Here is a 25518-nt window from a genome sequence, read left to right as displayed (position 1 = left end):
GCGCCTTGTGTAGCCGCACGCGCCGCCGCCAAACCGCCGGCCGCCGGACGATTCAGCCGTCGCCGGGCGGTTCGAGGGCGCGCTCCAGCTCGTCGACGTGCAGGAGGGCGCGGTCGACGTGGCCGGTGCGGTAGGCGGCGCGCCCGACCAGGTGCGCGGCGACCGGGACGGTGATGATCTGCAGCAGCGCGACCAGGACCAGCGAGGTGAGCAGCTCGATGGTCGGGAACCGGATCCCGACGCCGATCAGCACCAGCAGCAGCCCGACCGCCTGCGACTTCGTCGCGGCGTGCATCCGGGTGAACAGGTCGGGCAGCCGCAGCAGGCCGAGCCCGGCGCTGAGCGAGGCGCCCGCGCCGAGCAGCAGGAACGCCGCCGTGAACGCCGTCCTCACGCGTCCGCCCCCTGCTCCGGCTCGTCCGGGCGGGGGACGTGGTGGGTGAGGAACCGGGCGACCGCGACCGAGCCGACGAACGCGACCAGCGACAGGGCGAGCAGCGTCGGCAGCACCCAGGTGTCGCCGCCGGCGACCGCGGACGCGCCGAGCCCCGCCATGATCACGGCGAGCAGGACGTCCAGCGCCATCGCCCGGTCGAGCATCGACGGGCCCCGCACGATGCGGACGAGCGTGCACGCGGCGGCGAGGAACAGCATCGCGGTCACCGCGTCCAGGACGATCGTCATGACCGGTCCTCCGCGAGGGCGCGCAGGTCGTCGCGGGTGCCGAAGGCGCGGACCGTCCGGCGTTCGAGGGCCTGCACGTCCCGGCGGGCCTTCGCCACGGCCGCGTCGTCGGCGGCGCCGAGGACGTGCAGGAACAGCGTCGCGTCGGAGTGCCGGACGTCCAGCACCAGCGTGCCGGGCGTCGCCGACAGCGAGATCGCCATGACGGTGAGGATCAGGTCGGAGCGGGTGCGCAGCGGCACGGCGATGACCGAGTTCCGCTTGGCCCGGCCGCGCCCGCCCGCCGCCTGCCAGGCCAGCGGCCCGGCGCTGTGCAGCAGGTCGGCGGCGGCGCGCAGCGCGAACGCGGCGAGCCCGAGGGGCCGCAGCCGCAGCTGCGGGCCGACCGGCGGGAGCGGGAACGCCAGCTGCAGCAGCACGGCGAGGACCAGCCCGGACAGCAGGTTCCCCACGGTCGGCCGGTCCCACAGCAGCATCCACACGACCGTCAGCCAGACGAGCGCGGGCAGCCGGATCGCGCGGCGGCGTCCGGCCCGGACGGTGAACTCCCTCAAGTGGCGCCTCCCGATGGGAACACGGCCCGCACGTAGGTCTGCGGGGTGAGTAGTTCGGCGGCGGCGCGCTCGCACAGCGCGTAGAGGGGGCCGCCCGCCGCGGTGTAGGCGAGGCTGAGGACGACCAGCGCGGTGCTTCCGGCGACCATCGCGGCGGGCAGCCGCACAGCGCGCGCGCCCTGCGGCCGGTCGCCGCGCGCGTCGCTGCGCGCGTCGTCGCGCGGGTCGTCGCGCGGGTCGTCCGGTGGGGCGCTCCAGAACGCCTGGTTCCACACCTTCACCAGCGAGTACAGGGTGAGCAGGCTCGTCAGCACGGCGCCCGCGACGAGGACGTCCACGAGCGCCCCGCCCTGCGCGATCCCCGCCCGCAGCAGCCCGAGCTTGCCGAGGAACCCCGACAGCGGCGGGATCCCGCCGAGGTTCATCGCCGGGACGAAGAACAGCGCGCCGACCAGCGGCGCGGTGCGCGCGAGCCCGCCGAGCCGGGCCAGCGACGTCGCGCCGCCGCGCCGGTCGATCAGCCCGGCGACGAGGAACAGCGTGGTCTGGATCGTGATGTGGTGCAGGACGTAGAAGACGGTCGCGGCGAGCCCGGCGGCCGAGCCCAGCGCCACCCCGAAGATCATGTAGCCGATATGGCTGACCAGCGTGAACGACAGCAGCCGCCGCACGTCGATCTGCACCATCGCGCCGAGCACCCCGGCGAGCATGCTCAGCAGCGCCGCGACCAGCAGCAGCCGGCGCAGGTGGTCGCCGGGGAACAGCAGCGTCTCGGCCCGGATGACGCCGTACACGCCGATCTTGGTGAGCAGCCCGGCGAACACGGCGGTGACCGGGGTCGGCGCGGACGGGTAGGAGTCGGGCAGCCACATCGACAGCGGGAACACCGCCGCCTTCACCGCGAACGCCGCCAGCAGCGCCACCTCGGCGATCCGGGCGACCGGGCCGGGCAGCTCGGCGATCCGCCACGACAGCTGCGCCATGTTCACCGTGCCCGCCGCGGCGTACAGCACGGCGATCGCGACGAGGAACAGCATCGACGACAGCAGCGCGACGATGATGTAGGTCGTCCCGGCGCGGACGCGGGCCATGGTGCCGCCGAGCGTCACGAGCACGTAGCTGGCCATCAGCATCATCTCGAACCCGACGAACATGTTGAACAGGTCGCCGGCGAGGAACGCGTCGCAGACCCCGGCGGTCAGCAGCAGGTAGGACGGGTGGAACACCGACAGCGGCGTGTCCCGGTCGCGCTCGGCGACGTCCTGCCCGAACGCGTAGACCAGCACGCACAGGGTGACGGCGGACGACACGGCGAGCATCACCGCCGACAGCCGGTCGGCGACCAGCGTGATGCCGACCGGCGCGGGCCAGCCGCCGAGCCGCACCGCCTGCGGGCCGTCCCGGTCGGCGCGGACCAGCAGCGCGACCGCGACGGCGAGCACCGCGGCGAGCGCGACGACGCTGATCGCGCGCTTCAGCAGCGGCCGCCGCGGCCCGATGAGGATCTTGACGCCGGCGGCCAGCACGGGCAGCAGCACGGGCAGCGGGACCAGCGCGTTCTCCGCGTTCACCGGCCGTCCCGCCGCCCGCCGCCGCGGGGCCCGCCGTTGCGCCGCCCGCCGTTCCCCCGCCCGCCGCCGCGGGGCCGGCCGTCGCGGGGGACGCCGCCGGGGAAGTCGCTGTCGGGCTCCTCGCGGGCGCCGAGCTCGGACGGGTCGGCGACGGCGCGCCGCTCGCGCTCCGCGCGCAGCCCGACGTCGTCCTCGCTCTCGCGGCGCACCCGCAGGTCCTCGATGTCGTCGCGGACGTCGTCGTCGCCGCTGAGCCGCCCGCCGCGGTAGGCGATGGCCAGTACGAACGCGGCGGACGCCAGCGAGATCACGATCGCGGTGAGGATCATCGCCTGCGGCAGCGGGTCGCTGAGCGCCCGGTGCGGGCCGCCGCGGGAGGTGAGGATCGGCGCCGTGCCGGCCGGGCCGCCCGCCGTGAGGATCAGCAGGTTCACCCCGTTGCTGAGCACCAGCACGCCGACGACCAGCCGGGACAGGCTGCGCTCCAGCAGCAGCACGACGCCGGCGGCGACGAGCGTCCCGCCGGTCGCGGCGAGCACCAGCGACGGGCCCATCAGCCGGCCCCCTCGCCGGTGCGGCCCGCGGCGGTCTGCCGGTCGATCTCGGCGCCGAGCACGGTCAGCACGGTCAGCACGAGCCCGACGACGATCAGGTACACGCCGATCTCGAACAGCAGCGACGTGACGGCGTGGACGTGCCCGAGCACCGGCAGGTGCACGTCCACGGACGCGCTCTGCAGCACCGCGTTCCCCCAGGCCAGGCCGCCGAGCGCCGTCCCGGCGGCGACGATCGCGCCGGTGCCGAGCAGCGCGCCCGCCGGGACCGGCGCCGCCTCGCGCAGCTCGAAGGGGCCGCCGGCGAGGTAGCGGACGGCGAGCGCGAGCCCCGCGACGATGCCGCCCGCGAACCCGCCGCCGGGCGCGGAGTGCGCGGTGAACAGCAGGAACAGCGAGTACAGCAGCACGGTGTGGAAGATCGTCCGGGCGACGACCTCGAACACGACGGAGCGCCGCTCGGCGGCGAGCGTGGACCCGGCGGCGAGCCAGCCGGCGGGCGGGGCGTCGTCCAGCGCGGTGACCTCCTCGACGCCCCACACGGTGGTGTCCGGGCCGGGCGGGGGCGGCGCCGCCAGCGGCCGCCGCGCGAACACCATGCTGGTCACGCCGAGGGCGGCGAGCGCGATGACGACGCTCTCGCCGAGGGTGTCCCAGGCGCGCAGGTCGACGAGCGCGATCGCGACGATGTTGCCGCCGCCGGCGTCCCGGGCGGCGCCGGGGTAGGCGGCGGACACCGGGACCGCGTGGCGGGCCTGCGCGGCGAGCAGCGTCACGGTGGTCGCGGTGAGCCCGGCGAGCGCGCCGACCGCCAGGTGGACGGTGCGCTGCGCGGGGGAGCGGGTCGAGAACCGGGCGGGCAGGCGGCGCAGCACCAGCACGAAGACGATCAGGCTCGCGGTCTCGACGAGGAACTGGGTGAGGGCCAGGTCGGGGGCGCCTTGCAGGACGAACAGGGTGGAGACCCCGAACCCGGACGCGCCGGACAGCACGACGGTCTGGCCCCGGTCGCGGGCCCGGATCGCCGCGGCCGCCGCCGCGACGGTGAGCAGCGCGACGAGCGCCTGCGCGGGCGAGTCCCAGATCCGGTCGCTCAGCGGGTCCGGCCACGGCAGGCCCGTGACGACGGCGCCGCCGGCCAGGCCGACCGCGACGAGCAGGATGATCAGCAGGTAGTCGGGCAGCGATCCGCGCTGCACGGTCCCGGTGAGCTGCAGCGCGAACGTGTTGAGCCCGTGCATGAACCGCAGGTAGACCTGCTCGGGTTCGAAGAACTGGGGGACGCGCGCGATGCGCCGTCCGAGCGCGAACAGGGCGGCGCCCACCGCCAGCGACACGGCGGTGAGCAGCAGCGGTACCCCGAACCCGTGCCACGCCGACAGGTGGTAGCCGCCGTGGCGCGTCACCGGGAACGGCGCGGCCTCCCGTCCGATCGGCGCGTCCAGTTGTGCGGCGAGCAGGCCGACGACGACGCCCGCCGCCGCGAGCAGTACCACCGGCGCCAGCAGCAGCACCCCGGGACGGTGCACCTCGCGCGGTGCGACGCCCTCCTTGCGCGCGAACGCGCCCCACAGGAACCGCAGGCTGTACGCGGCGGTCAGCGCCGAACCCACCGCGAGCAGGATGAGCAGCCCGGTGTCGCCGCCGAGGAACGCCTCGTACGCCGCCTCCTTCCCCGCGAACCCGAGTGTCGCCGGGACGCCCGCCATCGACGCCGCCGCCGCGATCGCCGCCCCGTACAGCACCGGCGTGCGACGCCCGAGCCCGGACAGTTTCCGCAGGTCGCGCGTCCCCGTCGAATGGTCGACGACCCCGACCGCGAGGAAAAGCGCCGACTTGAACAGGGCGTGCGCGAGCAGCACCGTGAACCCCGCGAGCGCCGCGACCCGGTTCCCGGCGCCGACCAGCACGGTCATGAACCCGAGCTGGCTGACCGTCCCGTAGGCGAGCAGCAGCTTCAGGTCGTGCTCGCGCAGCGCCCGCCACCCGGCCAGCAGCATCGTCGCGACGCCGCAGCCCAGCACGATCGGCCGCCATCCGGGCGTCCCGGCGAACGCGGGCGCGAGCCGCGCCACCAGGTACACGCCCGCCTTCACCATCGCGGCGGCGTGCAGGAACGCGCTGACCGGCGTCGGCGCGGCCATCGCCCCCGGCAGCCACAGCCCGAACGGGACGAGCGCCGACTTCGACAGCGCGCCGACGAGGATCAGCACGACCGCCGCCGTCACCGCGCCGCCGCCGGGCGGCGCCGCGACGATCGCCGACAGCCGGTCGGTCCCGGCCGCCCGTCCCAGCAGGAGCAGCCCGACCAGCATCGCCAGCCCGCCGAACGTGGTGATGACGATCGCCTGCGTCGCCGCGCGCCGCGCGATGCCGCGCTCCGCGTCGTACCCGATGAGCAGGTACGACAGGACGGTCGTCAGCTCCCAGAACACGTACAGCAGGACGAGGTCGTCGGCGAGGACCAGCCCGAGCATCGCGGCGCCGAACCCGACCAGCTCCCCGGCGAACGCGCCGAGCTTCGGCTCGGCGCCGGTGAAGTAGCGGCCGCAGTACAGCACGATCAGCGCGCCGACGCCGCCGACGACGACCATCATCATCCAGGTCAGCGGGTCGGAGCGCAGGTACAGGTGGAGGCCGAGGCCGGGGATCCACGACCACGACTCGGTGCGCGGCGCGCCGCCGCGCAGCCACGGCCACGCCGCCCATCCGGCCGCCGCTGCGAGCACCGCCGCCAGCGGCGGGAACGCGCCCCGCCCGAGGACCCGCACGAGCACCGGCGCCGCCGCCGCGGCCGCGCAGTACGCGGCGAGCAACAGCAGCAATGAGGCCCCAGCAGGAATGGACGGCGAACCGGCAGTCACGCATGGTGATCGGATCGTGCTGGACCGTCACACTAGTGCTCCGGGCAGGCGCCGCCACGCTCTCCGGCCCGCCGACACGATTGCTTTACCCGCGCGTGCCGCCGGGTCAGGTGCTGAGGTCGGGCTGCGACCCGTTCCCCTGCCCGGGGCCGGCGGAGGACAACGGGACGCGCGCCGCGAACGGGACGCTCACCAGCGCGAACGCGGCGGCCAGCCCGAACGCCGTCAGCCGGCCCCCGCGTCCGGTGCCCACGAGGATGATCACGGCGGCGCTCGCCTGGCTGCCGAGCGACCCGCCGACCCGCCGGACCGTGCTGTTCACCGAGGTCGAGACGGCCGCGTGCTCCCGGTCCGCCTGCACGTTGACGAGCGTGCCGCTCGCGCTGATCGTCAGCCCGGCGCCGCAGCCGATGACGAACGCCGCCGCGAGGAACGCCGGACGCGAGGACCCGCCGATCAGCCCGCACGCCGCCGTCCCGGCCGCGAGCGCGGCCATCCCCGCCGCCAGCGGGCGGCGCGGCGTCCCGCCCTTCTGCAGCGTCCGCGCGGCGGGCCCGCCGAGGATCTGCCCCACCGCCAGCGGCAGCAGGTACAGCCCGACCGTGCCCGTCCCGGCGCCGAAGCCCTCGCGGCCGTTCCCGACGAGCTGCGGCACCAGGTAGAACGTCCCGAACAGCGCGTAGCCGATCGCGACCGTGACCCCGTTCGTCCACACCTGCGCCGGGGACCGGAGCGTCCGCAGGTCGATCAGCGGTTCCGCCACCCGGTTCTCGCGGCGGAACCAGAGCGCGCCCGCCGCGAGCCCCGCCGCGATCAGCCCGCCCGGCACCGCCCACGCCGCCCCCTTCGACTGCGGCAGCAAGGTGAGGCCGACCAGGAGCAGCGCGAGGACGCCGCTGAGCAGCAGCGCGCCCGGCACGTCCAGCGCCCCGCCCGACGGGCCGGGCCTGGACGGCACCCACCGCACCACCATCGGCATGGCCAGCGCCACCACGGCGGCGCCCACGGCGAACACCAGGTGCCACGACACCGCCTCGGTCAGCGCCCCGGCCGTCGCGAAGCCCAGCGCCGTCCCGATCCCGAACGCGCCGGTCAGCACCCCGGTCGCCGACCCGACCCGGCCGGGCGGGAACTCCTCGCGGACGATCGACAGCGACAGCGGGAACACCGCGCCGCCGACGCCCTGCACCGCCCGCGCCGCGATCAGCACGACCGGCGACGGCGCGGCGGCCGCCGCGATCGACCCGGCGAGGAAGAACCCGAGCCCGAGCAGCAGCATCGCGCGGCGCCCGTGCCGGTCGGCGAGCCGTCCGAGCACGGGCGCCGCGACCGTCGCGACCAGCAGGTAGCCGCTGAGCAGCCAGGCGCCCCACGCCTGCGAGACCCCGATCTCCTTCTCGATCACCGGGATCACCGGGACGACCGCCGTCTGCTGGTAGGCGAACGCGACGTCGGCGAGCACGAGCGCGGCGAGCGCCCGGCGGTGCGTCCCCAGGCCTTGTGCGGTGTCCGGGCGTTCCCCTGCGGCCCGGCCGCCGGTTCCGAGACGTCCCATCCCCGGGTACCTGCCCGCCGGGCCGTGATCAAACGGGCGCGTCAGGCCGCCCCCGGGTCGAGCGCCCGGCCGCCGCCGGCGGGGGAGCGGAGCGCGTCGTGGCGGCCGTACGAGCGGTCGGCGCGCTGCTCGGCGACCATCCGCCGGATCAGCGCGGTGCGGCGGCGCTGCCCGGCCCGTTCGCTGAGCCGCGTCGCGCCCGGGACCAGCCGCCGGACGCTCTCCAATGCGAACACTCCCGCGGCGGTGCCGAGGACGGCGGCGCGGTAGGGCCGGCTGTCGGGGGCGCCGAGGTGGTCGGCGTTGCGTTTGCCGAGGATGACGCGGCTGTAGGAGAACAGGTAGTTCGTCAGGACGCGCCGCGCCGTGGGGGAGTTCTTCAGGGCGGGCGGGAGCAGCAGCGGCGCGGCGGCGTCCATGAGCGCGCGGCCCAGCCGCCGCGACGAGTCGTCCGGCAGGAACTCGGTCGCGGCCTCCAGCCAGAGCAGCCGCCACGCGTCCGCCTCGCTCGCCGGGACAAGGTCCGGGTCCACGCCCATGAGGTGCCCGACGTACCGCCACAGGTGGAGCGCGGCGGCCCGGTCGGCGGCGGAGAACCGCAGCCCGAGCGCGCGCGAGCCGAGCAGCATGACCAGCGAGAACAGCAGCAGCGTCCCGGTCAGCTGCACCTGGTTGACCGGCAGGTCCCAGGCCTCGCGGTCCCAGTCCGCGCGGCGCGCCAGCGCGGCCCGGACCTGCGCGTGCATGATCCTCACCCGCAGCGTCTGCGTGAACCCGGCGTCGAAGCGCCCGAGCCCGCCCGGCGTGGTGACGTCCACCCACCAGCTCGCGGTCTCCGCCAGCCGCCGGGGCGCCATCGAGTCCAGCTCCCCGGTCCGCAGCAGGGTCTTGTTCGCGCGGGACGCCAGGTAGCCGCCGTACAGCGACGCGCACGGCATCACCACGGCGAGCCCGAGCAGCCCCGTCCGGCCGACCACCCGGGCGCCGCGCCGCAGCAGGTCCGGGTCCAGCCAGTACGGGACGGTGTCGACCGAGGCGAAGAACTCCACCAGCTCGGGCGGCGGGTCGTCCAGCGTGCCGACGCCGTGCCGGAGCGCCTGCTCGAACAGGCGGCGGCCGGTGCCGCCCGGCAGCCGGGCCATCATCTCCGCCACCGCGTCGGCAAGCGGGTCGCCGGCGGAGGCGAACGCGCGGAACGCCTCCAGCTGCGCCGGCGTCGCCCGGATGTCGCCCGGGGCGAACAGCCGCAGCGCCAGGGCCCACGGGCGCCGGGTCATCCATCCCGGATGCGGCAGGCGATTCTCGGTCATGTCGTCCTCTCGGTTGTGGGCGGCGGTTGCGGGCGCGGTCATCGGGCGTTCGGCGCGCGGTGCAGCCGGGCGGGGGACGGCCGGCGTTCGTGGTGCGGGACGGCGGCGATGGCCAGCACCGCCAGCGCGAGCGCGACGGCGAGTTCGGGCGCCGCCCCGTCCGGCCACGGCTCGTGGAAGAGCAGCGTGCCGACGAGCAGCAGGTACGTCTTGGCGGTCGCGGTGGCGACCAGCCCGACGATGACGAGCCGGCCGCGCTGGAGGGCGATCTGCAGCTGGCCGAGGGCGAGCGGCGCGGTGACCGCGAACAGGGCCGGGTAGGCGGCGGCGACCGGCGTGAACGGGTGCCCGATCCCCGCGGCGGTGCCCGTGAGCATCAGCTCGGCGGTGCCGGTGAGCAGCCCCACGTCGATGGCGAGCGCGACGCCGGTCAGCGGGCGGGCGTGCGCGCCCTTGCGGGCCAGGTCGGCGGCGAGGAACCCGGCGCACGGGACCAGCAGCGACATCGCCGCGACGGTCCCGAGCAGCCACGGCGGGACGGCGGTGGCCGCCCCGGCGCCGGGCGCCGTGGCCGCCGAGGTGAGCACCACCGCCCCGCCGTGGCGGCCGGTTCCGGGCGCGCCGTCCGACGCGTCCGCGAACAGCGCCGTCGCGGCGGCGAGGACGAGCACGCAGCCCCATTCGCGGAACGTGGGCCGCTCGCCCATGACCGGCACGGCCAGCACGATCAGCAGGCCGATCCCGGCGAGGAACATCGGTTCCGCCCGGACCAGGGTGAGGCCGGTCAGGGACGCGGCCTGGACGCACGCGCCGACGGCGACGACGGTGCCGCCGGCGAGCCAGGTCCGGTCGGTGAGCAGCGTGCGGGCGAGGTGGACGGGGCGGTCTCCGGCGAGCGGCGGCATGCCGGTGGCCGCGATCTTCAGGAAGGCGAGTCCGGTGAAGTAGATGCCGGTGGAGAGGACGGCGAGGGCCTGGTACTGCGCTTGCATGGCAGAGCCTTCCGTGCCGCCCGCGGCCCGGCCGGTCGGCGCGCTGGACCGGGCCGCGGGCGGCGGCTCAGGGGGTGGGATCCGGTGGACCTCGGGGGTGGCAGCCCGGGCGTTACGGCTTGGCCGGGTCGTAGAGGTCGAAGGCGTTCGGCTGGCCGGCCTTGTAGCGCCGGTCATCGTCGTCGTAGAAGCCCTGGAACTCGCTGGGCAGGTACAGGTTGAAGATCTTGGCGGGGGTGCCGCCGGCGCCGGAGGCGTCCAGGATCGCGTTGGCGGCCTTGCGGCCGGCGGTGTTGGCGCCCTCCATCGTCGCGAGGTTGATGTCGGCGCGGACGTAGTCGGAGGCGAGGAACAGGTTCGGCAGCCCGGTGGCGGCCTCCGGCCGGTGGTTCCACGACCCGGGCTTGTTGATCATCAGCGGCTCGTCGTTGGCGACCTGCGAGGTGCCGTTGCCGGTGATGGCGGGGTCGATGTAGTAGGAGTGGATGTTGGCGTCGTTGAGCACGACCCCGCCCCACGGGATCGCCCGGCGCAGCTGCTCCTTGACCTCGTTGAAGATCTGGTCGGACGTGCACTCGCGGGCGGTCTTGCCGTACAGGACGCCCTTGGTGTCCCAGGACGACAGGTCGATCGACAGGCAGTCGTTGACCTCGCCGTTGCCGTAGGTCGTGCCGAACTTCTTCTTCCAGAACTGGCCCTGGTTGATGGAGGTCAGCGCCCACGGCTGGCCGGCGTAGGCGACGTGCCCCTTGGCCAGGCTGATCGGCTGGCGCAGGTAGATCATGATGCCGTTCATCCAGTCGGTGGTGATCTGCGCCAGGTTCCTCAGGTTCGGGTCGGCGGCCAGGATCTGGTCGTTGAGCAGCGGGACGGCCCGCTCGACGGGGACCGCGAGGACGTAGTAGTCGGCGTCCACGCCGGTGGTGCCGCCGCTGCCGGTGACCTGCGCGCCGCTGATCTTCTTGTCGGTGACGTCCAGGCGGGTGAGGGTCGCGTCGGACTGGAACTTCACGCCGAGCGACGTGAGGTAGGCGACCCATGGGTCGATGAGCGCCTCGTTGGTGGGGGCGTTGAGCAGCCGGTCGGGGGCCTTGTACCCGCCGAGCCCGAGCGTGCTGTAGACCCACGCCTCGGCCATCAGCCCCATGGTGTGCGCGTTGGCCTTGTCGGGCTTGGCGGCGACGAGCGTGCCGGTGAACAGCTGCACCAGCATCTCGTTGTAGGGCTTGTCCATCTTCTCGGCGTGCACCATCTCCGAGAAGCTCATGTTCTCCCACTGGTTGTACCTGCGCAGCGGGCCGCTGGTGACGAACGCGATCATCTTCTGCAGGAAGTAGGCGACCTCCCACGCCTGGACGGTGCCGAGCAGGTTGACCCCGGTGGACAGGAAGGTCAGCAGCGAGTCGGGGCTGAGCGTGCCCTCGATGGTGCCGCGCGCGGGCAGCACCAGCTTGGTGCCGTTGTAGAACGCGGCGACCTCGGTGCCGGCGACGAGGTTGTCGAACGCCTTGCCGCCGCCGGCCAGCGGGATCCGGCTCATGGTGTCGGGCAGGTTCTGGTAGAAGCCGGGGAAGAACCGGAACCCGTGCTCGGCCGGCAGGTCCTGGCGGCCTCCGCTCCCGGTGTTCGGGACGGGCATGCTGCGGCACTTGCCGCCCCACGCCTTCCGCTCGTAGACGGTGACGTCGAACCCGCGCTCGGCGAGCTCGTGGGCGGTGGACAGGCCGCCCATCCCGCCGCCGAAGATCGCGACCCGGCGGCCGGCCTGGGCGGCGCGCGCGGTGCGGGGGGCGCGGCGCGCGGCCGGGGCCGCGGCCTGGGCGCGGCCGGTGCCGAGGACGCCGGCGGCGGCGACCGCGCCGGCCGCGGCGAGCGCCCCGGTGACGAACTGGCGGCGGCCGACGCCCTCGTTCTGCTGCTCGCGTGCGGACGGCCCGGTCTGCGATGGAGTTGTCTCCTCCACGGCGCACTCCTTGGGGGTGGTGTGCTAACCGACACTTGTGTCGGTTACGTGATGGGGCCCCACTATGCGGAAGCCGCCGCGGGGGCGTCAACCCCCGCGGCGGCCTCTCTTCGCGGATCCGGCCGGTCAGCCCGAATGGCCCAGCCCCGTCCACAGCAGCCGCATCGCGCCCTCGACCAGCAACGACTTCGGCATGTCCGGGTGCCGCTCCCACCACTGCGCGACCCCGTCCAATCCGGTGATGACGAGCTCCACCATCGCCTCGGCGATCGGCTCGCCCGGGTCGATCCCGACCGTCGCCCGCATGTCGTCGCCGAGCAGCGCCGCGACGGCGCGCGTGCGCGACTCGCGGATCCCCTGCCGGACGGTCTGGATCTCCGGGTCGTCCTCGTCCGTCCGGTCGAACAGCAGCTTGCGGGCCTGCGGCTTGGACTCGGCGAAGCTGAAGTAGGCGTCGATCGTCGAGCGCATCCGCTCCTCGGGCGGCCCCGACCCGGTGATGCGCGCGCCGACGTACTCCACCAGGGCCGCGTTCTGCTCCTGCATGACCGCGAGCAGCAGCACCCGCTTCGACGGGAAGTGGTCGTACATCACCGTCCGCGCCACCCCGGCCTCCGCCGCGATGTCGCCGAGCGACACCGCGTGGTACCCGCGGCCCGCGAAGAGCTTCAGCGCCGCCGCGGTGATGAGCGCCCTGCGGGCCGGCCCGCGCATCCGCGGCTTCGGGGCGATTTCCGCCATGGTCTTGACTCCCTCATCGGTTCCGTTCACTCTAACCGACACAAGTGTCGGTAAATTCGGGTCGCGCGGCCGGGGCGCCGCCGGCCGCCGCCCGCCGCGACAGCAGGGAGCCGCGCATGCCACGCACACGACCGTCGATCGCCGTCGTCGGAAGCGGGTTCAGCGGGATCGGCCTCGCCATCGGCCTGCGCCGCGCCGGGTTCACCGACATCACGATCTTCGAGAAGGCGGCCGGCCTCGGCGGCGTCTGGCGCGACAACACCTACCCCGGCGCCGCCTGCGACGCCCCGTCCCACCTGTACTCCTACTCCTTCGAGCCCAAGCCGGACTGGACGCGCCGGTTCGCCGAGCAGCCCGAGATCCTCGGCTACCTCCGGCACTGCGCGGAGAAGTACGGGCTCATGCCGCACTTCCGGTTCGGCACCGAGATCACGCAGGCCGAGTACCAGCCCGCCGCCGGACGCTGGCGCGTCCACACCCGCGACGGCGCCTTCCACGACTTCGACCTCCTCGTCGCCGCCTGCGGGCAGCTCGGCAACCCGGCCGTCCCGAACCTGCCCGGCCTCGACCGCTTCACCGGCACGGTCTTCCACTCCGCCCGCTGGGACCACCGGCACGACCTCGAAGGCGAGCGCGTCGCCGTCGTCGGCAACGGCGCGAGCGCCGTCCAGTTCGTCCCGCTCATCGCGCCCGGCGCCGCCGAACTCACCGTCTTCCAGCTCGAGACCCACTGGATCAGCCGCAAGCCCGACCGCGTCTACCCGCGCTGGCGGCACGCCCTCAACCGGCGCGTCCCCGCCGTGCAGAAACTGTCCCGGCTCGGCATCTTCCTGTGGTTCGAGCTGCTGCTCAACCCCGCCCTGATCGCGCCGCGCGGCCGCCGCGTCCTGTCCCTGCACATCCGCGCCCTGTGCCGGTTCGCGCTCCGCTCCGTCCGCGACCCCCGGCTGCGCGACCGGCTGACGCCCCGCTACGAGCCCGGCTGCAAGCGCATCCTCACCTCCAGCGAGTACTACGAGACGCTGAACCGGCCGAACGTCCACGTCGTCGACGAGCCGATCATCGAGGTCGTCCCCGACGGCGTCCGCACCCGGGACGGCCGCCACCACCGCGCCGGCACCATCATCTGGGCCACCGGCTTCCGCTCCCAGGACTTCGTCGCCCCGATGCGCGTCATCGGCCTGCACGGCCAGGAGCTCAACGCGGCCTGGAAGGACGGCGCCCGCGCCCACCTCGGCCTCGCCGTCCCCGGCTTCCCGAACTTCTTCCTCATGTACGGGCCGAACACCAACGTCGGCTCCGGCTCCATCGTCCACATGCTCGAAAGCCAGATCGGCTACATCGTCCAGGCGGCCCGCCTCCTCGCCGGCGGTGTCACCTCCCTGGAGGTCCGCGCCGACGTCCTCGACGCCTCCGACGCCGACGCCCAGCGCCGCCTGTCGACGTCCGTCTGGAACCAGGGCGGCTGCGACAGCTGGTACCTCGACGCCGAGCACCGCAACACCAACAACTGGCCCGGCTCCATGACCGGCTACCGCCGCCGCACCCGCCGCCTCGACCCGTCCGACTACCACCTCGAACGCTGACGGAAGGACACCCCATGGCCGGCCTCGGCACCCCCTAGATCCTCATCATCCTCGTCGTCGTCCTGCTCCTGTTCGGCTCGGCGAAGCTCCCGCAACTGGCCCGCTCGATCGGCCGCTCCGCCCGCATCCTCAAGACCGAGACCAAAGGCCTTCACGACGACGACGCCCCGCCCGCCCCGCCGCTCCCGCCCGGCCCCCGCGAGCAGGCCGCCCTCCTCCGCCAGGAAGCCGCCCGCCTGGAAAGCGAAGCCCAGCGAACCCGGAACCTCTGAATACCGGCCCCGCTCCTGCCCGTTATGGAATTCGATAGGGAATGATCGCTGGCCATCGGCACACGTGGATGGCGCTGATGCGCGGCGTTTCCGCGGACGAGTCCCTGTCGCAGTTCCTCGCCGGCACCTTTTACGGCGCGATCGACCACGGCCTGCGGCCCGGGGTGTCGACTGACATCGTCTGCGTGGGGTCGGGTGACCTGTCCTCGCAGATGCGGCCGGGCCTGCAGACCCAGCGCATGCTCGACAACGCGAAGGTGCACGCCACCGGCACCATGCCCTGGACGATCGACCTGACGACCCGCGACGCCCTGCCGGCAAGAAGGCCGACGTGATCGTGGTCCGGCCGCGGATGGACCTGGTGCGCCCGAGCCACATGACCGGCACCGTCGCGCTCCAGTCGACGGCGGCGGACGTCCACACGGTGCTGGTGGACGGCGAGTTCCGCAAGAAGGACGGCAGGCTCGTCGGCCAGGACCTCGCGGCGGTGCGGGACCGGGCGAACGCCGCGCTCGACCGGATCCGCGAAGGGCACGCGAAGCTGCCGAAGCGGGGGCCGGAGGAGATCGGCGGCTGGTTCGGTGCCGCCGAGCGGATGGCGAGCCGGAACTTCAGCGACGCCTACGCCGACGGCGTCCCGGCCTGATCCGGGGCGGGCGGCGCTGGGACCGCGGGCCGGAGGCGGCCCGCGGTCACGGCGTCATTCCCAGTTGTTGCCGTCGGGGTGGTAGGCGGACGCGGCGGAGGCCGCGTGCGACGCGGAGGCGGAGGCGGGAGCGGCGCCGAGCAGGGCCAGGAGCGAGGCGGCCACGGCGGCGACGGCGATGCGCGCGATGGTTGGACGCTTCATGGCCCCAGTGTCCGCCCGCCCCCAGCCGGGTTCAATGGGGCCGGGCTTCGGCGCCGCCGGGCAGCGGGGCCCGGGACGCGCCGGACGAGGGCGCGGACGCCCGCGAACCGGCCCGGGTGAACAGGCAGAACGCGACGGTGACGGCGCTGACCACGGCGAGGAACGTCCAGGCGGCGGTGTAGCCGGGGCCGTCGGTGATGAGGCCGAACGCCCAGGGCAGGACGAACCCGCCGACGGCCGAGATGGTGAGCATGAGCCCGACCGCGGTGCCGATGTTCTCCGGCGCGAGGCCGCGCATGCTCCCGGGGACGGTCTGCCAGATCGCGAACACGAAGTTGAACATGAACCCGACGCCGAACGCCGGGATCCAGAAGGTGTGCGGGCCGGACAGCGGGACGCAGGCGAGCGACACCGCCTCCAGGACCGCGCCGGCGGCGAACAGCAGGCGCGGGCTGAGGTAGCGGTCGGCGAGCCAGCCCGCGGCGATGCTGCCGGGGACGCCGGCGACGCCGATGAGGAACGCGGCGGCGCCGACCTGGCCGCCGGGCAGGTGCCGGTCCTCGCCGTAGCCGGAGATCAGCTGCGAGGCGCCGAGGTAGGAGCCGTACGCGCCGAAGAACGCGAGGCCGTACAGCCAGATGTCCTTGTTGAACAGGGCCTGGCGGAGGCCGTCGCGGGTGATCTGGACGCCCGCGAGGGACCCGGCGCCGCGCGGCACCCGGAAGAACAGGGCGCTGGCGGCGGCGACGGCGAGGCACAGGACGCCGCCGACGACGACGGACGTCCGCCAGCCGGCGGCGTCGGTGAGGTCGGCGAACGCGTAGAGGCCGAGGGCGGTGCCGACGCTGAACGCCGCCGACGAGACGCCGAGGGCGAGCGCGTGCGCGTGGTCGCGGAACCAGATGCTGACGGCGGCGATCCCGACGGCGGCGAAGACGGACGCGCCGGCCCCCGCGACGGCGCGCCACAGCACGAGCTGCGCGAACGAGGCGGACGTCGCCGACATCAGCGCGCCGGCCGCCTCGATCGCGAGGCCGAGCGCGAGGGTGCGGCGCAGCCCCCACTTGGTGGCGAGGAGGCCGCCGGGGATGTGCAGGATCCCGTACGCCGCGACGAAGACGGAGATGAGGAACGCGACGTCGGGGATGGCCTTGCCGTACTCCTCGCCGATGGCGTCGAAGCCGGTGGAGATGTCGAACCAGTTGACGGTCATCGCGACGAATCCGGCGGAGACGATCGCGAGCATGCCCCATTTCCGGGCGGGCGGGTCGTTTCCGGGCATGACGGGACCTGGATCGCGCATGGCGAACTCCTTGCAGGGGGTGGGTTCTGCGTTGTGCGGGCGTCCGCCGTGCGCGGCGCTGCGTCCGGGCGGGCCCGGGTCAGCCGAGGTATTCGCGGATCTCGGCGGCGACCTTGTCGGGCGAGTCGAGGGTCGGGAAGTGGGTGGGGCCGCCGAGCGTCCGGTAGTCGAACCAGGGGTGCCCGGCGCGGAAGTCGATCTGGGCCTGCTCGTAGGCGGGGTCGGTGGGCTGGGAGAACAGGTGCTTGACCGGGCGGTGCTCGGTGAGGGCGGCCATCCGGTCGAGGGGAGACCGGAACTCGGCGTACGCGTCGGCGATCACGCGGCAGGACCGCGCCCACATTTCGAACCCGAAGCCGGACATCTCCTCGTCGAGGTGGCGGCGGACGCGCTCGTGGTCGTGGCCGTTGAGCCACACGTCGTACAGGCCCTGGCGGCCCTCGATCCAGGTGGCGGGGTCCTGGATCGCGGCGAGCCCGGCGGCGAAGTCCGGGGCGGGCGGGGTCATCAGCCAGTCGACGACGATCAGCCGCGGCGCGCGCGCCGCGCCGACCCGTTCGGCGATCTCCAGGTTGGCCCAGCCGCCGTGCGAGTGCGACAGCGGCAGGAACCGGTCGACGCCGAGCGCGTCCAGGACGGCGATGGTGTCGGACGCCTGCTCGCGGTAGCCGAAGTCGGCGACGGGGCCGCGGTCCTCGCCGTGCCCGCGCCAGTCGACGCACAGCACGCGCAGGTCGCCGGCCAGGTACGGGACGAGCTGGTCGAACAGCCGGTGGTCGTGGCACCAGCCGCTCATCAGCAGCACGGCGGGCGCGTCCCGCGGCCCGAGGTCCTGGTAGGTGATCGGGTTGCCGTCGATCCGGATCGTCTGCAGGTCGCTCATGTCTTCCTCTCAGCGGGCGGACGCGCCGGCGAACCGTCCGGAGCCGGTCGGGGTGGTCAGGGCGGCGCGCAGCCGGGACGCGCCGAGGCGGTGCACCCGCCCGCAGCCCCTGAGCAGCGACGCGCGGGCGGCGTCGGGCACGTAGTTGAGCCGCCCGAGCCGGTGCGACCAGCGCTGGGTGTGCTCGATCGTGGGCCGCTCGGCGTACTCCCAGTCGCGCAGCCGCTGGTCGACGGGGGCGCCGGAGCCGCTGAGCGCGTCGGCGAGGCCGAGGGCGCTCATCATCGCGCAGCCGCCGCCCTGGCCGAGGTAGGGCGGCTGGGCGTGCGCGGCGTCGCCGAGGAACGCGAGCCGGCCCAGGGACCAGCGGGTGAGGGTGAGGAACTGGAAGGTGTCCCAGCGTCCGGGGACGCCGGCGCACGCGCCGAGCAGGTCCTCCAGGTGCGGGAACGACCGGATCCACGCGGCGGTGTCGACCGGGATGCGGCTCGCGGGCCGGTCGTCCTCGTCGGCGACCAGCGCGACGTAGAGGCTCGTCTCGCTGCTCGGCGTGTACAGGACGCGGCGCCGGCCGCTGAAGTACTCGATGTACTTGCCCTGGTCCTGCGGCGGGACGAAGTCGGGCGAGCGGGGCACGGTGAGGCGGGTGGCGCCCTGCCGGGCGGGGGCGCGGTGCGCGACGACGTCGTACTGGTGGCGGATCCGGGAGTTCACGCCGTCCGCGGCGAGTACGACGTCGGCGCGGGACGTCGCGCCGGACCGCAGGACGATCCGCCCGTCGGGGCCCGCCTCGGTCACCTCCGAGCCGGTGCGGATGTCCACGCCGGCCTTCTCGGCGCCGCCGATCAGCGTGGTGATCAGGTGGTCGCGCATGATGGTGAGCACCCGCGCCTGGCCGGGGCCGTTGATCGGCACCTCCTCGACGACGCGGTTGCGGTGGTCGCGGGTCTCCAGGACCGGTCCGACGTGGGCGCCGCGCGCGGCCTCCTCGTAGAGGCCGAGCGCCTCGAGGGTCGCGAGGCCGTTGCCCCACACGTAGATCCCGGCGCCGATCGCGCGGATGTCGGAATCGCGCTCGTGCAGGCGGACCGTCCAGCCTCGCTGGGCCAGTGCGATGGCGGCGGTGAGCCCGGCCAGCCCGGCCCCGATCACCTCCGCGGTCTTGCTCGGCGCCACGGTCGTTCCTCTCGGTCGCGTCGGGTGGGTGCGTCTGTCGGCGTCGGTGCCGTGCGACCATCTTGTGACCTGCGGCCATACCTGGCTAATGCTTGTTCGGGTGAGTGCGATAACCGGTTGGTTATAGCCCGCGCTCGCGGCGGCCGAGGGCGGTGGCGGTGGAGGCGGTGCAGATGCAGGCGATCGCGAGCCACTGCGGCCAGGCGAGGTGCTCGCCGAGCAGGACGAGGCCGGCGGCGGCGCCCGCGGCGGGTTCGAGGCTGACCATGACGGCGACCGTCCGCTCGGGCAGGCGGCGCAGCGCGGCCTGGTCGAGCGACCACGGCAGGACGGCCGACAGGACGGCGAGGCCGAGGCCCGCGGCGAGGACCCCCGGGCGCAGCAGGGCGCCGCCGGCCGCTGGTGCGAGCGGCAGGACGAGCACCGCCCCGACGACGACTCCCCAGGTCAGGGTCGATCCCGGACGGGCACCGGCGCGCTTGTTGAGCACGAGGTACATCGCCATGCAGGCGCCCGACGCCACCGCGAGGACGACGCCGGACGCGGAGAGCGGCGCGCCGCCCGGGGCGTGCATCAGGAACACGCCCGCGCCGGCGAGCGCCGCCCACAGCAGGTCCGCGGGGCGCCGCGCCCTGACCAGCGCGAGCGTGAGCGGGCCGAGGAACTGGAACGCGGACGCCGCGCCGACCGGCAGCCGCTGCATCGCCGGATAGATCAGCTGCATGCCGGCGATCGCCGCGCCGAGCGCGAGCGCGAGCCCGGCCGAGCCGCGCGGCGGCGGCGGGCGCCGGACGAGCAGCAGGACGGCCGCGGCGAACCCGAGCCGCAGGACGACGACGCCCGCCGCGCCGGCGATCGCGAACATGCCCTTCCCGCAGGCCTGCCCGGCCTGGATCGAGACGACGCTGCCGAGGATCAGCAGCGGCGCGGGGACGGCCGCCCGTTCCGCCGCCCGTTCCGCGGGTCCGGTCCGGGTGGTCATGCGGCCAGTCTGCGATCGGCGGATCGTGCGGGTCCATCGAAAGATCCCGCAGGGAACCATGTTGGATGGCCGAATGATCGACCACCGGTTGCAGACCCTGCGCGTGCTGCGGGAGCGCGGCACCGTCACCGCCGCCGCCGAGGCGCTGCACCTGACGCCGTCCACCGTGTCGCAGCAGCTCAGGCAGCTCGCCCGCGACCTCGGCGTGGACCTGCTGGAGGCGCAGGGCCGCCGGGTGCGGCTCACCCCGGCCGCGCACACCGTGCTGCGGCACGCCGACGTCCTGGCCGCGCAGTGGGAGCGGGCCCGCGCCGACCTCGCCGGGCACCGGTCCGGGACGTCCGGCCAGGTGCGGTTCTGCAGCGTGTCCAGCGCGCTGGCGGCGCTCGTCGCCCCCGCCGCCGCGCTGCTGCGCGCCGAGCACCCCGGGCTGGCCGTCCACATGGCGGAGAAGGACAGCGAGGACGCGGCGCACCTGCTGCTGTCGCACCGCGCCGACATCGCCGTGGCGATCCCGGGCGGGCGGGTCCCCGGCCCGGACGACGCCCGCTTCACCCGCACGACCCTGCTGGACGAGCCGCAGGACCTGCTCGTCCCGGCCGGTCATCCGCTCGCGTCCGGCGGGACGGCCCGGCTCGCCGACGCGGCGGGCGAGGCGTGGATCGGCTGCCCGGACCGTCCCGACCAGCACCAGCTGCTGCTCGCCGCCTGCGCCGCCGCCGGGTACGTGCCGCGCGTCGCGCACGGGGCGAACGAGTGGTTCGCGGTGTCGTCGCTGGTCGCGCACGGTTTCGGGGTCGCGCTGGTGCCCCGGCTGGCGCCGCTGCCGCCGGAGGACCGGGTGGTCCGGGTGCCGCTGCGCGGCGGCGCGGTGCCGAAGCGCCGCCTCATCGCCCTCGTCCGGCGCGGCGCCGAGGGGCAGCAGCCGATCGCCCGCGGCCTGGACGCGCTCCGCCGGGTCGCCGGCCACCGGGGACGTGGCGGGAGATTTGCGGCAATAGCGACAAAAGGCGAATAAAGCCTTTTAGTGGCCATAAGGGTTATGTAACCGGATTGGATTGATCGACGACGGTGCGTGTGCCACTCTTTCCCGGTGCCCCTCCCGGCAGGGGGCCGTCTGCCGGCGTCCCGAGCGCCCGCGGCCCGCTGCCGCGTCGCACGGTGCCGAGGCTTAGGTGAAGAAGGCTGCTTTGACGAAACGCCGGATGACCTGCGGCGCGCACCTGCCGGCAGCGGACGCCGGAGCGCGCCGGTGAAGTGGCGGAGGCGCACCCGGCAGGCCGTCCCGCCGCAGCGGACCGTTCCACAGCCGCCGCCGCAGGCCTTCGGGCAGCCGCACCAGCAGCCGCAGGCCTTCGGGCAGCAGCAGCCGCAGGGTGTTCCGCAGCAGCAGCCGCAGGGTGTTCCGCAGCAGCAAGCGCACGCGCAGCCAATGGGAGTTCCGCAGGCGCCCGCGGCTCCCCAGTCACAGATGCAGCCGCAGATGCGGCCGCCCGCGCAGGCGCCCGCGCAACCCCCCGCGCAGCCGTCTGCGCAGCCGCAGATGGGGATGCCGGTGGCCGCGCAGCCGCAGGCGCCGGCGCGGGCTCCGGTGCGCGTCCCCGCCGACCCGGACGTGTGGCCCGACCTGTGCGAACGCTTCTGCCTTCAGTTCCTCGTCCTCGCGGAGAAGATGCGTCCCGCCATGGACCTGCTGGAACGGCAGGAGGAGGACCCGGACCGGCTCGAGGCCCTCTACGAGATCGACCACGGCGTGACGCGCATGCGGCGGGCGGCGCGCGACCTGCGGGTCCTCGCCGGCCGGGACGCCGAGGAGGCGTCCGGGGCCGACACGTCGCTGCTGGACGTGATCCGGATGGCGGAGTCGTCCATCGAGCAGTACCAGCACGTGTCGATCCTGCGGGTGGTGGAGCTCGCGGTGCCCGCGTACGCGGCGGAGGACCTCGCGTCCCTGGTCGCGGCGCTGCTGGACAACGCGACCCGCTACTCGCCCTCGCGGGTGACGGTGAGCGCGCACCTGCTCGCCGACGGCGCCGTGATGCTGCGCATCGAGGACTCCGGCATCGGCATGTCGCCCTCGCAGCTGGAGGGCCTGAACAAGGCGCTGGCCGGGCCGGTCCCGCCGATGACGGACGAGACGTCGCGGCAGACGGGCTTCCCCGTGGTGCACCGGCTGGCCCGCAGGCACGGCGTCGGCGTGCGGCTCGCCGGGCGGACGGGCGGGACGGTCGCGATGGTGACGATCCCTCCGTCGCTGCTCTGCGAGATCCCCGCGGACGAGCCGCGCACCGCCGGGGCCGGCGGGACGGCCGGGGCCGGCGAGATGCCGCCGGGGATGGCGCACCTGGCGATGGCGCGCCGGGTGGAGCGCCCGGCCGGTGCGGCGCCGGAGCGCGCGACGCTCGCACCGGAGCGTCCGGCGAGGCCCGCCGCGGCACGGCCGGCGCGCGTCCGGGACGCCGGCGGTGAGCCGGACCTCGGCGGCCTGCCGCGCCGGGAGCGCGCCAGCCTGCGCCCCGTCGCGCCGCCCGCACCGGACGGCCCGCCCGCCCCCGCCGCGCCGGCATCGGACGCGCCGGACGCCGAGGCCGGGTCGTCCTTCGCCGCCGACCTGGACGCCTTCACCGCGGGAGCCCGTCTCCCCGGCGCAGCGCCCGCCGAACCGGCCGAGCCTCCCGAGGCTCCGGAAGCCGCGCACGACCTGGAGGAAGGACGGCAGTGAGCATCGCCTCCACGGGCCCCAGCGGCCCCCAGGACTTCGGGTGGCTGCTGCGGCAGTTCGCCTCGTCCACGCCCGGCGTGACGTTCGCGCTGATCGTGTCGTCGGACGGGCTGGCGCTCGTCGAGTCGGGCCCGATGCCGTCGGAGTTCGTCGATCCGATGGCGGCGCTGACCAGCGGGATGATCAGCCTGGGCAACAACATCGCCAAGCACGTCGGCGCCGGCGGCTGCGACCAGGTGATGCTGAAGTTCGCGTCCGGGCACCTGCTGTTCATGGGGATCGGGCAGCTCGCCGGGCTGGTGGTGCTGGTCGGCGAGGGCGCGAACCTCGGCGCGGTCGCGCACGAGATGGCGAAGTTCGTGCACGGCGCCGGGCACGTCCTGACCCCGCAGATGCGCGACGACCTGCGCCGCATGAGCGAACAGGCGATGCCGTGACCGGCGCCGCGGGCGCCGCGCCCGCCCCGGTCCGCGCGCGCCGCCAGGGCGCGCCGGCAGGGCCGAACGCGCCGGCAGGGCCGGGAAGGCCGGTCCGGCCGGGCCTGCGGGGAGGAGGGACATGACGGCCAATCCGTGGGTGCGGCCGTACGTGCTGACCGGCGGGCGGACCCGCGGCAGGCGGCACCTGTTCGTGCACACCGTGGTGTCGGGCGCGGGCTACGACGCGGCGTTCGCCGAGCGGCTGCTGCCCGAGGCCAGGGCGCTGTACGAGCGGGCGCACGCCGCCGCCGAGTCGGTCGCCGAACTGTCCGCGCACTGCGGGGTGTCGCTCGGGGTCACCCGCGTCCTGCTCGCCGACCTGGCCGCGGGCGACCGGATCGTGATCGCCGCGGAGGGCGCCTCGCCGTACGACCCGCACGTCCTGGAGAGAGTGATCGATGGTCTACGCGAGCTCGCCTGACCCGGGCCGGGGACAGGGGCCGGACGCCGGGCGCCGCGCGCCGGGCGCGCGGCCGGCGGCGCCCCGCACCTCGGTCAAGATCGTCGTCGCGGGCGGGTTCGGCGTCGGCAAGACCACGCTGGTCGAGGCGATCTCGGAGATCCCGGCGGTGAACACCGAGGCGTGGATGACGCAGGCGGCCCGGACCGTCGACCCGCTCGCCGACGCCGGCGGCAAGACGACCACGACGGTCGCGATGGACTTCGGCCGCGTCACGCTGGCCTCCGACCTGGTGCTGTACCTGTTCGGCACGCCGGGCCAGCCGCGGTTCTGGCCGATGTGGGACGACCTGTGCCGCGGCGCGAGCGGCGCGCTGGTCCTGGTGGACACGCGGCGGCTGGACGTGTCGTTCGCGGCCGTCAACTACTTCGAGAACGACTCCGACGTGCCGTTCATCGTGGCGGTGAACCTGTTCGACGGGCGGCAGACGCACACGCTCGAGCAGGTCGCGGAGGCGCTCCGGCTGGACCCGGGCGTCCCGGTCGTCGCCTGCGACGCGCGGGACCGCGGCTCGGTCGTCGGGACGCTGACGGCGACGCTCGGCCACACCCTCGACCGGACCGCGGGCCTCGGCGGCGTCGCGTCCCGCTGAACCCGGGTGCGACCGGGCCGGGCCGCCCGTCCCGGTGCCCATGACCGCCCCGCACAAGGAGGAAGCGTTGCGAAGGATCCTGATCGTCGGAGCGGGGCAGGCCGGCCTGCAGCTGGCCCTGTGCCTCCAGTCGGCGGGCTACGAGGTCACCGTCATGTCGGCGCGGACGCCGGAGGAGATCCGGCACGGCCGGATCATGTCGACGCAGTGCGTGTTCTGGCCGCAGCTGCAGATCGAGCGCGACCACGGGCTGAACCTGTGGGAGGACCGCGCGCCGAAGATCGTCGCGCAGCGGGTGACGGTGGCGGGGCCGCCCGGCAACCGGGCGTTCCAGACCCTCGGCCGCTGGGACCACTACGCGCAGTCGGTGGACCAGCGGGTCAAGATGGCGGGCTGGCTGGAGCTGTTCGAGGAGCGCGGCGGCAACGTCGTCTACCACAGCGTGATGACGTCCGACCTGGAAGGGCTCTCCGCCCTGTACGACCTGACGCTGATCGCGGCGGGCAAGGGCGAGCTGGTGGACCTGTTCGACCGCGACGCGAGCCGGTCGCCGTATGACCGTCCGCAGCGCAAGCTGTCGTGCATCTACCTGCACGGCATGACGCCGTGGCCGGACCACCCGGAGCCGCACGTCCGGATCACCGCGACGCCCGGGGTCGGCGAGCTGTTCTTCATGCCCGGCTACACCAACACGGGGCCCTGCGACATCCTGCTCTGGGAGGCCGTCCCGGGCGGGCCGTTCGACGTGTGGGACGACCGGCCGGACCCCGCCGGGCACCTGGCGCGCACGCTCGACATGATGCGGCAGTACGCGCCGTGGGAGTACGAGCGGACCGTCGACGCCGAGCCCACCGACGCCCGCTGCACGCTGTACGGCGGGTACGCGCCGGTCGTGCGGCGCCCGGTCGGGCGGCTGTCGGAGTCCGCGCTCGTCCTCGGGATGGGCGACGTGGTGGTCGCGAACGACCCGGTGACCGGCCAGGGCGCCAACAACGCGGCGCGCTGCGCGGAGATCTACTTCCAGGAGATCCTGCGCAACGGCGACCGCCCGTTCGACGCGGCCTGGATGCAGCGGACGTTCGACGCCTACTGGGAGTACGCCAAGCACCCGACGGCCTACACGAACATGATGCTCGGGCCGCTGCCGGAGCACGTGCAGAAGGTGCTGGCGATCGCGGCGGAGAACGAGGCGGTCGCGTACCGGTTCGCCTACGGCTACGCGAACCCGGGCGATTTCTCGAACTGGCTGCTGGACCCGGTGAAGACCGAGGAGTACCTGGCCACCGTCACCCGCTGACCCTCCCGACCTCCCCGAAGGCCGTCCGTCCCGCGCGGGGGGGGGGCGGGCGCGGGGGGCGGGGGGGGCGGGTGCGCCCGAGGGGCCGTGTGAGATGATTGAGTTTTGTGTGTTTTTGATAAGATATA

General features: G+C 74.5%; 27 protein-coding genes. 10 read left to right on the top strand and 17 right to left on the bottom strand.

Features of this window, described 5'->3' with window-relative positions; all coding sequences use genetic code 11:
- Positions 1 to 52 precede the first annotated feature (52 nt).
- The 11 genes from mnhG to AB0C78_RS36270 form a co-directional block, all read right to left on the bottom strand.
- Entirely contained in the window at positions 53 to 394 is a 342-nt protein-coding gene (mnhG, locus tag AB0C78_RS36320) for a monovalent cation/H(+) antiporter subunit G (protein WP_360757106.1), read from the bottom strand.
- A complete protein-coding gene (locus AB0C78_RS36315; RefSeq protein ID WP_360757104.1) occupies positions 391 to 684 on the bottom strand; it encodes a monovalent cation/H+ antiporter complex subunit F in 294 nt (97 codons plus the stop codon). Before AB0C78_RS36315 ends, mnhG begins: the two co-directional genes overlap by 4 nt.
- Entirely contained in the window at positions 681 to 1238 is a 558-nt protein-coding gene (locus tag AB0C78_RS36310) for a Na+/H+ antiporter subunit E (RefSeq protein WP_151544448.1), read from the bottom strand. The genes AB0C78_RS36315 and AB0C78_RS36310 overlap by 4 nt, the downstream gene beginning before the upstream one ends.
- Positions 1235 to 2809 (bottom strand): Na+/H+ antiporter subunit D, encoded by a 1575-nt coding sequence (locus tag AB0C78_RS36305; protein ID WP_360757102.1) that lies wholly within the window; start codon positions 2807 to 2809, stop codon positions 1235 to 1237. The genes AB0C78_RS36310 and AB0C78_RS36305 overlap by 4 nt, the downstream gene beginning before the upstream one ends.
- Positions 2806 to 3363, bottom strand: a complete 558-nt coding sequence (locus AB0C78_RS36300; protein WP_360757100.1) for a Na(+)/H(+) antiporter subunit C — start codon at positions 3361 to 3363, stop codon at positions 2806 to 2808. The genes AB0C78_RS36305 and AB0C78_RS36300 overlap by 4 nt, the downstream gene beginning before the upstream one ends.
- Complete coding sequence (locus AB0C78_RS36295; RefSeq protein WP_360757098.1) at positions 3363 to 6188, bottom strand: Na+/H+ antiporter subunit A; 2826 nt, start codon at positions 6186 to 6188, stop codon at positions 3363 to 3365. The genes AB0C78_RS36300 and AB0C78_RS36295 overlap by 1 nt, the downstream gene beginning before the upstream one ends.
- A 145-nt stretch (positions 6189 to 6333) precedes the next feature.
- A complete protein-coding gene (locus AB0C78_RS36290; protein ID WP_360757095.1) occupies positions 6334 to 7782 on the bottom strand; it encodes an MFS transporter in 1449 nt (482 codons plus the stop codon).
- Positions 7783 to 7823: 41 nt separating this feature from the next.
- Positions 7824 to 9092: an oxygenase MpaB family protein gene (locus AB0C78_RS36285; protein WP_360757092.1), complete on the bottom strand. Its 1269-nt coding sequence runs from the start codon at positions 9090 to 9092 to the stop codon at positions 7824 to 7826.
- A gap of 38 nt (positions 9093 to 9130) precedes the next feature.
- The gene (locus AB0C78_RS36280; protein ID WP_360757089.1) at positions 9131 to 10084 is read right to left on the bottom strand and encodes a hypothetical protein; all 954 of its coding nucleotides are present in this window, start codon (positions 10082 to 10084) and stop codon (positions 9131 to 9133) included.
- Positions 10085 to 10196: 112 nt separating this feature from the next.
- Positions 10197 to 12047 (bottom strand): FAD-dependent oxidoreductase, encoded by a 1851-nt coding sequence (locus tag AB0C78_RS36275; RefSeq protein WP_360757086.1) that lies wholly within the window; start codon positions 12045 to 12047, stop codon positions 10197 to 10199.
- A 126-nt stretch (positions 12048 to 12173) separates the two neighbouring features.
- Complete coding sequence (locus AB0C78_RS36270; RefSeq protein WP_360757083.1) at positions 12174 to 12788, bottom strand: TetR/AcrR family transcriptional regulator; 615 nt, start codon at positions 12786 to 12788, stop codon at positions 12174 to 12176.
- Between the two features lie 116 nt (positions 12789 to 12904).
- Between AB0C78_RS36270 and AB0C78_RS36265 the strand changes: the two genes are divergently transcribed.
- The 4 genes from AB0C78_RS36265 to AB0C78_RS36250 all read left to right on the top strand — a co-directional run bounded on the left by AB0C78_RS36265 (position 12905) and on the right by AB0C78_RS36250 (position 15292).
- Positions 12905 to 14374 carry an NAD(P)/FAD-dependent oxidoreductase gene (locus tag AB0C78_RS36265; RefSeq protein WP_360757081.1) on the top strand — a complete coding sequence of 490 codons (1470 nt, stop codon included), beginning with the start codon at positions 12905 to 12907 and terminating at the stop codon, positions 14372 to 14374.
- 38 nt (positions 14375 to 14412) lie between these two features.
- Positions 14413 to 14646 carry a twin-arginine translocase TatA/TatE family subunit gene (locus tag AB0C78_RS36260; protein WP_360757181.1) on the top strand — a complete coding sequence of 78 codons (234 nt, stop codon included), beginning with the start codon at positions 14413 to 14415 and terminating at the stop codon, positions 14644 to 14646.
- A gap of 77 nt (positions 14647 to 14723) precedes the next feature.
- The gene (locus tag AB0C78_RS36255) at positions 14724 to 14981 is read left to right on the top strand and encodes a hypothetical protein (protein ID WP_360757078.1); all 258 of its coding nucleotides are present in this window, start codon (positions 14724 to 14726) and stop codon (positions 14979 to 14981) included.
- Positions 14978 to 15292, top strand: a complete 315-nt coding sequence (locus AB0C78_RS36250; RefSeq protein ID WP_360757076.1) for a hypothetical protein — start codon at positions 14978 to 14980, stop codon at positions 15290 to 15292. The genes AB0C78_RS36255 and AB0C78_RS36250 overlap by 4 nt, the downstream gene beginning before the upstream one ends.
- Before the next feature lie 54 nt (positions 15293 to 15346).
- On the opposite strand, the gene AB0C78_RS36245 is transcribed toward AB0C78_RS36250, so the two are convergent.
- The 5 genes from AB0C78_RS36245 to AB0C78_RS36225 form a co-directional block, all read right to left on the bottom strand.
- On the bottom strand, positions 15347 to 15496 hold the full coding sequence (locus AB0C78_RS36245; RefSeq protein ID WP_360757073.1) for a hypothetical protein: 150 nt from the start codon (positions 15494 to 15496) through the stop codon (positions 15347 to 15349).
- A 31-nt stretch (positions 15497 to 15527) separates the two neighbouring features.
- Positions 15528 to 16799 carry an MFS transporter gene (locus tag AB0C78_RS36240; protein ID WP_360757070.1) on the bottom strand — a complete coding sequence of 424 codons (1272 nt, stop codon included), beginning with the start codon at positions 16797 to 16799 and terminating at the stop codon, positions 15528 to 15530.
- A gap of 79 nt (positions 16800 to 16878) precedes the next feature.
- The gene (locus AB0C78_RS36235; protein ID WP_360757068.1) at positions 16879 to 17682 is read right to left on the bottom strand and encodes an alpha/beta hydrolase; all 804 of its coding nucleotides are present in this window, start codon (positions 17680 to 17682) and stop codon (positions 16879 to 16881) included.
- A gap of 9 nt (positions 17683 to 17691) precedes the next feature.
- Positions 17692 to 18858: an FAD-dependent monooxygenase gene (locus tag AB0C78_RS36230; RefSeq protein ID WP_360757065.1), complete on the bottom strand. Its 1167-nt coding sequence runs from the start codon at positions 18856 to 18858 to the stop codon at positions 17692 to 17694.
- 121 nt (positions 18859 to 18979) lie between these two features.
- The gene (locus tag AB0C78_RS36225) at positions 18980 to 19840 is read right to left on the bottom strand and encodes an EamA family transporter (RefSeq protein ID WP_360757063.1); all 861 of its coding nucleotides are present in this window, start codon (positions 19838 to 19840) and stop codon (positions 18980 to 18982) included.
- Between the two features lie 73 nt (positions 19841 to 19913).
- Here AB0C78_RS36225 and AB0C78_RS36220 point away from each other — a divergent pair, with 73 nt between their 5' ends.
- A complete protein-coding gene (locus AB0C78_RS36220; protein ID WP_360757061.1) occupies positions 19914 to 20858 on the top strand; it encodes a LysR family transcriptional regulator in 945 nt (314 codons plus the stop codon).
- 153 nt (positions 20859 to 21011) lie between these two features.
- On the opposite strand, the gene AB0C78_RS36215 is transcribed toward AB0C78_RS36220, so the two are convergent.
- Positions 21012 to 21263: a hypothetical protein gene (locus AB0C78_RS36215; protein WP_360757059.1), complete on the bottom strand. Its 252-nt coding sequence runs from the start codon at positions 21261 to 21263 to the stop codon at positions 21012 to 21014.
- A 120-nt stretch (positions 21264 to 21383) separates the two neighbouring features.
- On the opposite strand from AB0C78_RS36215, the gene AB0C78_RS36210 reads away from it, so the two are divergent.
- The 5 genes from AB0C78_RS36210 (at position 21384) to AB0C78_RS36190 (ending at position 25390) form a co-directional block, all read left to right on the top strand.
- On the top strand, positions 21384 to 22562 hold the full coding sequence (locus AB0C78_RS36210; protein WP_360757057.1) for an ATP-binding protein: 1179 nt from the start codon (positions 21384 to 21386) through the stop codon (positions 22560 to 22562).
- Positions 22559 to 22999: a roadblock/LC7 domain-containing protein gene (locus AB0C78_RS36205; protein WP_225991995.1), complete on the top strand. Its 441-nt coding sequence runs from the start codon at positions 22559 to 22561 to the stop codon at positions 22997 to 22999. The genes AB0C78_RS36210 and AB0C78_RS36205 overlap by 4 nt, the downstream gene beginning before the upstream one ends.
- Positions 23000 to 23120: 121 nt before the next feature.
- The gene (locus AB0C78_RS36200) at positions 23121 to 23462 is read left to right on the top strand and encodes a DUF742 domain-containing protein (RefSeq protein WP_151543152.1); all 342 of its coding nucleotides are present in this window, start codon (positions 23121 to 23123) and stop codon (positions 23460 to 23462) included.
- Positions 23440 to 24093 (top strand): ATP/GTP-binding protein, encoded by a 654-nt coding sequence (locus AB0C78_RS36195; RefSeq protein WP_151543153.1) that lies wholly within the window; start codon positions 23440 to 23442, stop codon positions 24091 to 24093. The genes AB0C78_RS36200 and AB0C78_RS36195 overlap by 23 nt, the downstream gene beginning before the upstream one ends.
- Positions 24094 to 24160: 67 nt before the next feature.
- The gene (locus AB0C78_RS36190; RefSeq protein ID WP_360757052.1) at positions 24161 to 25390 is read left to right on the top strand and encodes a styrene monooxygenase/indole monooxygenase family protein; all 1230 of its coding nucleotides are present in this window, start codon (positions 24161 to 24163) and stop codon (positions 25388 to 25390) included.
- Positions 25391 to 25518 lie beyond the last annotated feature (128 nt).

The organism is Actinomadura sp. NPDC048394 (genome assembly GCF_040651755.1).
GTDB lineage: Bacteria > Actinomycetota > Actinomycetes > Streptosporangiales > Streptosporangiaceae > Spirillospora > Spirillospora montaniterrae.
The sequence above is the reverse complement of the archived record's forward strand: the minus strand, read 5'-3'. Positions and strand labels throughout refer to the sequence as shown.